Origin of the sequence: Micromonospora foliorum (genome assembly GCF_022229015.1) — a bacterium.
GTDB classification, from domain to species: Bacteria; Actinomycetota; Actinomycetes; order Mycobacteriales; family Micromonosporaceae; genus Micromonospora; species Micromonospora foliorum.
Map to the genome: position 1 here is coordinate 1 of NZ_JAKKFF010000089.1, position 8800 is coordinate 8800.

The 8800-nt window shown below is 72.6% G+C and carries 11 protein-coding genes; 9 read left to right on the plus strand and 2 right to left on the minus strand.

Annotated elements, in window-relative coordinates:
* Window positions 1-608, minus strand: a 608-nt coding sequence (locus PSH25_RS08280; protein WP_238658431.1) for a TetR/AcrR family transcriptional regulator, incomplete at its 3' end; no start/stop codon positions are given.
* 67 nt (window positions 609-675) lie between these two features.
* On the opposite strand from PSH25_RS08280, the gene PSH25_RS08285 reads away from it, so the two are divergent.
* Window positions 676-1839 (plus strand): FAD-dependent oxidoreductase, encoded by a 1164-nt coding sequence (locus PSH25_RS08285; RefSeq protein ID WP_238658432.1) that lies wholly within the window; start codon window positions 676-678, stop codon window positions 1837-1839.
* Here the strand turns inward: PSH25_RS08285 and PSH25_RS08290 are convergent.
* Window positions 1809-2273, minus strand: a complete 465-nt coding sequence (locus tag PSH25_RS08290; protein ID WP_238658433.1) for an NUDIX domain-containing protein — start codon at window positions 2271-2273, stop codon at window positions 1809-1811. The two genes, PSH25_RS08285 and PSH25_RS08290, sit on opposite strands and share 31 nt — an antisense overlap.
* A gap of 170 nt (window positions 2274-2443) precedes the next feature.
* Here PSH25_RS08290 and PSH25_RS08295 point away from each other — a divergent pair, with 170 nt between their 5' ends.
* The 8 genes from PSH25_RS08295 to PSH25_RS08325 all read left to right on the plus strand — a co-directional run.
* Window positions 2444-3223: an LppM family (lipo)protein gene (locus tag PSH25_RS08295; RefSeq protein ID WP_238658434.1), complete on the plus strand. Its 780-nt coding sequence runs from the start codon at window positions 2444-2446 to the stop codon at window positions 3221-3223.
* A gap of 144 nt (window positions 3224-3367) precedes the next feature.
* Complete coding sequence (locus PSH25_RS08300) at window positions 3368-3712, plus strand: hypothetical protein (protein WP_196923244.1); 345 nt, start codon at window positions 3368-3370, stop codon at window positions 3710-3712.
* An 11-nt stretch (window positions 3713-3723) separates the two neighbouring features.
* Entirely contained in the window at window positions 3724-4332 is a 609-nt protein-coding gene (locus tag PSH25_RS08305; RefSeq protein WP_238658435.1) for a glycine zipper family protein, read from the plus strand.
* Window positions 4329-5027, plus strand: a complete 699-nt coding sequence (locus tag PSH25_RS08310; RefSeq protein WP_238658436.1) for a carboxypeptidase-like regulatory domain-containing protein — start codon at window positions 4329-4331, stop codon at window positions 5025-5027. Before PSH25_RS08305 ends, PSH25_RS08310 begins: the two co-directional genes overlap by 4 nt.
* Before the next feature lie 23 nt (window positions 5028-5050).
* The gene (locus PSH25_RS08315; protein ID WP_238658437.1) at window positions 5051-6307 is read left to right on the plus strand and encodes a phage tail sheath family protein; all 1257 of its coding nucleotides are present in this window, start codon (window positions 5051-5053) and stop codon (window positions 6305-6307) included.
* 1 nt (window position 6308) lies between these two features.
* Complete coding sequence (locus PSH25_RS08320) at window positions 6309-6791, plus strand: phage tail protein (RefSeq protein ID WP_030327509.1); 483 nt, start codon at window positions 6309-6311, stop codon at window positions 6789-6791.
* Window positions 6792-8073: 1282 nt separating this feature from the next.
* Entirely contained in the window at window positions 8074-8208 is a 135-nt protein-coding gene (locus PSH25_RS33610; protein WP_258400865.1) for a hypothetical protein, read from the plus strand.
* On the plus strand, window positions 8208-8800 hold a 593-nt coding region (locus PSH25_RS08325), incomplete at its 3' end, for a CIS tube protein (RefSeq protein ID WP_238658438.1). The genes PSH25_RS33610 and PSH25_RS08325, both read left to right, overlap by 1 nt.

Below are 8800 nucleotides of genomic sequence, written 5' to 3' on the forward strand. Positions count from 1 at the left end.
AGCAGCGTACGGACGGCGGCGCTCAGGTCGGCGCGGCTGGCGGCGGTGCCGGGCTGTGGGGCGCTGAGCGCGCCGGCGCCGGCCAGTCGGTCGAAGAGCAGCCCGTCCACGAACGCGACGAACTGGTCGCCCTGCCGATCGGGGTCGGTGGCCCCGGCCCGGGTCAGCAGGTCCCGGGCCTGCACCCGCAGGCCGGTGCCGTGCTGCAGGATGCCGCGCAGCTCGGGCCGGTGCACCGCCTCGAGCAGGCAGGCGTAGCGGGTGAGGCTCCGGCTGCGTCCGACGCTCAACCACCGGTCGAGCACCTCGGCGACGCCGCTGGCGAGCGCGTCGAGGTCGTCGCTGTCGAGCCGGGGGGCGGGGGTCGGCGGTGGCGGGCCGGTCGGCAGGTCGTACGCGGCCAGGTCGGCCCGGTCCCGTTCGGCGAGCCGTCCCACCACCGCCTCGATCAGCGCCTGACGGGTCCGCAGGTACGCGGAGGTGGTGCCCGGGGGCATTCCGGCGCGGCCGTCGACCGCCCGGTGGGTCAGGGCTCGCATGCCACCGTCGGCGATCAGTTCGATGGCGGCGTCGGTCAGCGTCGCGATCCGGTTCGCCCGCGCCGTCATGGCAGTCCCTCCGTCCAGTGGTCCGGAGGTAGTATCGCTCTTCTACAGGTGTAGAAGGAGGATCGACATGGACGACTCACACGCGGTGGTGGTGGGCGGCGGCATCGGCGGGTTGAGCGCGGCGCTGGCCCTGCACCGGCACGGATGGCGGGTCACCGTGCTGGAGCGCGCCCCCGAGATGCGCGAGGTCGGCGCCGGCCTGAGCCTGATGGCCAACGCCGTGCGCGGGGTGGACGCCCTCGGCCTCGGCCCGGCCCTGCGCCAGGGTGGACACGGCGAGGCACCCGGCGGGATCCGCAACCGGCACGGGCGGTGGCTGTCCCGGGTGGACGCCTCGGAGATGGTCCGGCAGCTGGGCACCACGGCGCTCGGCGTGCACCGGGCCACGCTGCACCGCACCCTGCGCGAGGCCCTGCCCGCCTCGTCCCTGCACACCAACGCCACGGTGGAGCACGTCGAGTCCGGCCCGGACCGCGCCGAGGTGCGCTACCAGGGGCCGGACGGCGGGCACACCCTCAGCGCCGATCTGGTGGTCGGCGCCGACGGCCTGCGCAGCCGGGTCCGCGCCCAGCTCTGGCCACACCACCCCGGCCCGGTGTACGCGGGATCGACGACGTGGCGAGCGGCCATCGCGTTTCCCGACCCGATCCCGGCCGCCATCACGTGGGGGCCGGGATCCGAGTTCGGCATGGTGCCGATCGGCGACGGCCAGCTCTACTGGTACGGCGCGCTGAACGCCCCGCCCGGCGGCCACGCCCCCGACGAGCTGGCGGCCGTGCGGGAGCGCTTCGGCGACTGGCACGACCCCATCCCGGCGCTTCTCGCGGCGACCCCACCCGACGTCGTGCTGCGCAACGACATCCACTACCTGCCCGAGCCGCTGCCCTCGTACGTGCGGGGCCGGGTGGCGCTGCTCGGCGACGCCGCCCACCCGATGACACCCAACCTCGGGCAGGGTGCGGGGCAGGCCATCGAGGACGCGGTGGTGCTCGGCGCGGTCTGCGCCGGCGGCGCCGAGGAGGTGCCGGCCGCCCTGGCCGCGTACGACGCGCAGCGTCGACCACGCAGTCAGTCCGTTGCCCGGGCCTCCTACGTCGCTGGGCGGTTCGGACAGCAGCTGCACAACCCGATCGCCTTCGCGATGCGGACGATCGCGTTGCGGCTCATCCCGGGCCGGGTGGCCCTGCGCAGCATGGCCCGCTACGCGGACTGGCGACCGCCGGCGGGCTGAGCCGGCCCGGTGATCCGGCCGGTGGCCAGGGCGGCGTACTCCGCCGAGGCGAGGAACTCGGTCAACACCTCCACGGTGCCCGGCGTCCAGGGACGACCGTCGAGCACCTCGGCACCGGGGACGAAGAGCATCGCCGCGCCCTCGCCGAGCACCACGTCCTCCTGCCGGGCCCGGGTGCTGCCGAGGAAGTAGTGCTTCACCCGATTTAGCTCGGGCAGCGTTTGCACGGCGACCGGGTGCAGTGGCCCGTCGGCCCGCAGGCCGGTCTCCTCCCACAGCTCCCGCTCGGCGGTCTGCTCCGGCGTCTCTCCCGGCTCGCCGTGGCCGCCGGGCAGCCCCCACACGTTCGGGTGGTGCGTCGCGTCGCCGTCGCGCAGTTGCAACAGCAGCTGCCCGTCGAGGTCTACCAGCAGGACGCACGCGACAATTCTCATCGGACCAGCCTACGGCCGACGTGGAACCGTCGTTGCCCCAAAGCTCCAGAATAGTCATTCGGGTCGTCGTCGGAGCTAATCAAAGGCGACAGTGCGCCGGTACAATCGGCGACTTCGTTGTGACCGATCGCTGACTGCTGATGATGAAAGCGATCACACACACTGAGCCCATGAACAGGAGAGTCAACCGCGGTAGGGCACTCCGCGTCGCGGTGTGCCTCCTTCTTCTCGCCGCGCTGAGCGGCTGCATGCAACTCAACATGGGGTTGACCGTCAACGCCGACGACACGGTCGACGGGCAGCTCCTGCTGACGGCCCAGAAGTCCGTGCTGACCGCCCGGAACAAGAACATCCCGCTGGCCTTCGCGGAGTTGCGGCAGAACATCCCGGCCCTACCGGCGGGCGAGGAGACCCTTTACCAGGACGACACTTTCTACGGCTCGCAGATCAGTTACCGGAAGGCGCCGCTGGCCGGTTTCGACACCGAGAGCGTGAAACTGGTCAGGGACGGGGACCTGTACCGCTTCACCCTGCCGCTCGATCCCAAGAAATATGGCGGAAAGGTTGCCGAGCAGAACCCACAAAACCAACAGGCGTTCCTCAAGCTCATGTCGTTCGAGATCTCGGTGACATTTCCCGGCCGGGTGATCGACAGCAATGGCACCGTCAACGGTCGTTCGGTCAGTTGGAAGGTAGATCCCAACCAGGAGAAGCCGGCCGAACTGCGGGCCGTGGCCGAGGCGCCACCTCGACCGTCCACCTCGCCGGCCGCCGCCGAGAAGGACGACGGCGGGTTCCCCTGGCTGCTGGTCGTCGGCGGAGTCCTCCTCCTGCTCGTGCTCGCCGCGGTGGGCGTACTCCTGGTGCGCCGCCGTCATCCCGCGGCGCCGGCCGCGCCCGGTCCGACCCCACCGCCGGGCCCGCCCGCCGGCGCCCCGGGGCCCGGCTGATTTATCTGGTGGCCGGCTCAGCCGGCCACGCCCGGCCCCGGCCGCCCCCGACACGACGGCGACCGGCCCCGGTGCTCCCCGCGGGGCACCGGACCTCACCACCACCACATCCCGGTCGCACCATCGCAGAAAAGGGGGATCGTCATGAACGATCTCTTCACCTGGGCAGCCCTGGGGACCATCGCCGGCGCGAGCGCCGCCACCCTGCTGGCCACCAACGTCATCGGCGGGCTGATCGGCCCGAGCGGCGACAAACTCCGCAAGTGGATCGCCATCGCCATCGCGCTGCTGCTGTCCTACCTGACAGCGGCGTTCGCCGACGACGCCGGCGGCGAGAAGTGGGTCATCGCGTTCTTCAACGCGCTTGTCATCTTCTCCGCCGCGCTCGGCGTCAACCAGTTCCCGCCCGGCAACCGGCAGGCGACCCAGCCGTCGCCGACCCAGGTTGCGCAGGGTCGTGAGCCCCGAGTCTTCCGTTCCTGGGTCTGAGGGGTGTCGTCATGGTCTTCGGAATTCTCAGCGCGGCCATCCAGGTCGGCTTCGGCGCCCTGCTCGGCTTCCTCGCCGGTGGCCCGATCGGGCTGCTGATCGGCGCCGTCGTGGGCCTGGTGGTCGGCGCGGTCTTCGGCTGGTCGGTGGCCTCCGCCGGGGTGTACGCCTCGGACGCCCGCGGCATCTTCCTCTTCGTCGTCGACCACACCTGGAGTCTGCTCAACACGGTCGTCGGCGCCATCTACCTGACCGTGCACCTGATCTTCGGGCACTCACTGGACCGGCCCACGTCACTGGGCAGCGGTCGGGTCAGTGTGGTGGAGGGGGTCTCACCCCGGTACGCCACCACCATCGGCACCGTCTGCGCCGGCTCCAGCTCGGGCATCCAACGGCACGAGGACGTGCACATCTTCCAGGGTCGCCTGCTCGGGCCGCTCTACATCCCCCTCGTCCTGGCCAACTACATCCTGTTCACCATCGCGCCGGTGTGGCTGCTCTACCACGACCACACCAACGCGCCGATCAACCGCTTCACCAGGTACTTCGAGATCGGCGTCTACCCGCACGTCTGGAACGAGGCCATCGCCTACCGGATCCAGGGGACGCCGCCGCGATGAGCACCCACGGGCGCGGACCGATCGAGACCGCCACCGCCGAACTGGTCGCCTGGGTGACCAGCGCGGCGGGGGAACCCGTCCCGGTCGGCCCGCCCCGTGCGTGTGACGACGCCGACGGGCTCACCCTCTGGCCGATGGAGCTCCGCCCGGCCCGGCAGACCCGCTCCAGCGGCGCGGTCCGCGAACCGTACCGGTTCACGGTCCGCCACCTGCTCTGCGTGACCGGGCCGGCCGGGCTGCCCCGGCTGGACCGGGTGCTCACCGCCGCGACCAGCGACGGGATTTACCCGGTCGTGCTGGAGGCCGGTGACGCGCCACTGTGGACGGCGTTCGGCACGGCGCCCCGGCCGGCGCTGCTGATCGACGTGGCGGCGCAGGTGGACCACCCGACTCCGGCCGCGCCGCCGGTGCTGCAACCACTGCGGCTACGGCAACTCGACGTGCGCAACCTCAGTGGACGGGTGGTCGGCCCCCAGGACCAGCCACTGGCCGCGATGCGGGTCGAACTGCCCGGCACCGGGTCCGCCACCCGCACCGACCCACAGGGCCGGTTCCAGATCGTCGGCGTCCCGCACGACCCCGAGCACCCGAGCCCGGTCCGGCTGCGGCTGACCGGACGCGGGCTCGTCCTCACCGCCGACGTCGACCCCGCCGAGGACGACATCGTCATCGTCTGCGCGCCACCGACCCACTGACACCCACCCGCACAGGAGGACCGATGCCCAGTTACTTCTCCCCCGGCATCTATGTCGAGGAGGTCCCCAGCGGCGCCCGACCGATCGGGCCGGCGAGCACCAGCATCGCCGCCTTCGTCGGCGTCGCCCCGGACCGCTCCGCCCACCTGGGCAGGGCGGTGCCGGTCAACAACTGGACGGAGTTCCTGCGGCTCTTCGCCGGTGGGGAGCGGGTGGAGAGCACCCCGCTGGCCCGGGCGGTGTTCGGCTTCCTGGACAACGGGGGCGCCCGCTGCTGGGTGGTTAACGTCGGCGAGGGTGGCGCGATCACCGGCACCGGGCAGCGGCGCGGCGGCCTGCAACTGCTGGAGGCCGTCGACGAGATCTCCATCATCGCCGCGCCCGGTTTCCACGACGTGGTGTCCCACGAGGCACTGCTCAGCATGGCCGAGCGCACCCGCACCATGGTCGCGATCTGCGACCCTGCGCCGGACATCGATGACATCTCCGCGTTGACCCGGGTGGCCACGCCGTCCTCCGGCAAACCCCCCAAGCCCGCCGAGGGTACGGGCGCGGCCGGCGGTCCCGGCGGCGGCGCGGCCCAGCCGGGCGGCTCGGGCGGTCACGAGGGTGCCGCGTACCGGCCGCGACAGTCCGAGTTCGGCGCGTTCTACTACCCCTGGCTGCGGGTCCGCGACCCGATCAGCGGAGAGTTGGAACTCACCCCGCCGAGCGGGCACCTGGCCGGCATCTGGGCCCGCACCGACGCCCTGCGCGGCGTGCACAAGGCCCCGGCCAACGAACCCGTGCGCGGCGCCGTCGACCTGGGCTACCTGGTCACCCGACCGGAACACGACGTGCTCAACCCGAAGGGCGTCAACGTGATCCGCTACTTCGCCGGCGAGGGCATCCGCGTCTGGGGCGCCCGTACGCTCGCCGCCGAGGCCAGCGAGTGGCGCTACCTCAACGTCCGACGCCTCAGCATCGCCATCGAGCAGGCCATCGCCAACGGCACCCGGTGGATGGTGTTCGAGCCCAACGACTTCACCCTCTGGCGCTCGATCCGGCGCGACATCGGGGCGTTCCTCACCCGCGTGTGGCGGGACGGCGCGCTGCTGGGCCGCAGCCCGGAGGAGGCGTTCTTCGTCAAGTGCGACGAGGAGACCAACCCGCCGGACGTCCGCGACGCGGGCATGGTGATCGCCCACATCGGCATCGCGGTCGTCAAGCCCGCCGAGTTCGTGGTGTTCAAGCTGAGCCAGTGGGCCGGCGGCACCGAGACCGAGACGATCGGAGGCTGACATGCCCACCACCGCCACCCCGCAACCCGGGGCCCCGGTCGACCCGTACCGGGCGTACAACTTCCGGCTGCTCATCAACGGCGTCACCAACGGCCACTTCACCGAGATGACCGGGCTGGAGGTGAACATCCCCGGGCAGCCGTACCGCGAGCACGGCCTGGGTCGGATGCGGATGGTGCCCGGTCAGGCCGAGTACGAGCCGGTGACGCTGCACTTCGGCCTCACCGCCTCCCGCGAGCTGTGGGACTGGGTGAACGCGACCGCCCAGGGCACCCTCAACCGGCGCAACGTCTCCGTGGTGCTGCTCGACTCGGTCGGGACGGCCGAGGTGCTGCGCTGGAACCTGATCGACGCCTGGCCGACCCGGTGGCGCGGCGCGCACCTCAACACCCTCAGCCACGAGATCGCCATCGCCTCGTTGACCCTGCGCTACGAGGGCCTGGAGCTGGAGACCGGCGGTGCCACCGCGCCGACGCCCGCGTAGCTGGCTGGCCGTCCGGCTGCGCTCGGCGGCCGGGGCGGTGCAGCGCCTCGCCGGGCGGGTCGAGCCCGGCCACCCACCGCCACCGTCGGAGACGCCCTCGGCGACACCACGCCGTTTCGGGGAGCCTCCGCAGCACTGGCTGGACCTGGTCGCCGCCCACGCGCCCGGCCTGCTGCACGACCTCGACCTCGACCTGGACCCGTCCCCGACCGGCACCGCCGAGGCCGGAGCCCGGGACGGCGGACGGGACCAATCGACCGGTCGGGTCGATCAGGACGGTCCGGACCGGTGGACCGCGGTGGCCCGACCGGCGCAGCCCGGGGAGGACGCCGGCTTTCCCGCCGACTCGATGGATCGTCGTGCCCCCGGCACGGTGGGTCGTCGTGCCCCCGGCACGGTGGGTCGTCGTGCCTCCGGCAGGGGTGGTGGGCCCGGCCGTGCAAACAACATGAGCGGCCCTGACCTGGCCGCGCACCCCGACGCGCGTGGCCGCCCGGCGTCCGCCACGCACGGCACGGGTGACGACGGAACACTGGTCACGGCGTACGGCGTCGAGGGGCCGGATGTGGTGACCGCGGGCGGAAGGCCGGACGGGTCGCACTCGACGGGCAGTACCGGGAGGTCGGCGCTCACAGCGAGCGCAGCCGACCGGTCCGGCAGCCCAGGCATCAGCGGTGCCAGCCCACGGGGCGGCAGCGACGCCACCGAGGTCGCGATGACCGCCGAGGTACCGCTCGCGTCGGATGGGGACCGACGTCCGCCGGTCGGGCTGCTGGACGGTTGGCGTCTGCGCCCGCCATTGCGGCGGGTCGCCGCGAGAAGACCGGCGCGGGACGACGCCCCGACCGCCGACACGAGACGGCTGCCCCGATTCGGGCAACCAACCCTCCCCCCAATCCACACCGCCCCCGCTGAGATCTTGGAAGATTTCGGCCCCTCCAGGGGCGCTTACCTTCCAAGGTCCACGACTGACTCCGCCGACGTCGGCGGGTCGAGTCCGGAGCAGGCGGCGGCTCGGCACGGGCGGTCAGCTGTGGGCGAGGCAGGCACGGGCTGGGGGTCAGCCGGCGGCGGGACGGTGACTGGTGGCGGCGTGGCGGTGACTGGTGGCGGCCTGTGGCCGGCCCTTCCGGACGATCGGGCACGGTCGGGGCAGCAGGCTGGCGAGCGAGCTGGACAACAACCCGGACACCGCAACGGCCAGGTCGCGAGACCCGCAGGTGTGGCCTGGATCGGCTCGGCGCACCACGATCCGGGCGGCGGGCGAGGGCCGGAGAGCCCGGTGTTCCGAGCCGACGCGACGGCGCTGGACCCGTGGCCGGCGCTGCCCGACGACACCGCACTGTGGTCGGTCGCCGGCGCGGCAGTGGACACCGCCCAGCTGACCCGGCTGGACCGGGAACAGGCGGGCGACTGATGGAACGCGTCGCCTTCCTCATCGACTCCTCGGGCGTTCGGGTGGACTGCCTGCTCAACCCGGAGACCGTGCAGGTGACCCGGCTCGCCGGCGTACGCCAACGGGGTGCCGGCGGTGGTCAGCTCACCGGGTCCGGCCTGGCCGACGACCCGCTGGTCTTCACCGGCGGCGGCCGTACCGAGCTGGTGCTGGACCTGCTCTTCGACGTCGACTTCGTGGAGGCGCAACTGCGGCCGACCGACGTGCGGGTGCTCACCCGACCGTTGTGGATGCTGGCGGAGAACTCCACCGCCGAGCACGGTTGGCTGCGACCGCCACTGGTCCGGTTGGTGTGGGGCAAGACCTGGAACGTGCCCGGTGTGATCATCGCGGTGGCGGAACGGTTCGACGCGTTCACCGGCACCGGGTCGCCGCGACGGTCCTGGCTGCGGCTGAAGCTGGTCCGCGCCGCCGAGACGGCCGATCAGGCCGAGGCCGGCTTCGCCGAGGAGTTGGCCGCCGCGAGCACCCCGACCGCCGCGCCGGGCAGCGCGGTGATCGCCGCCGGTGACGGCACGCCCGAGCCGGGTCGCTCCGGTGTGCGCTTCGACCT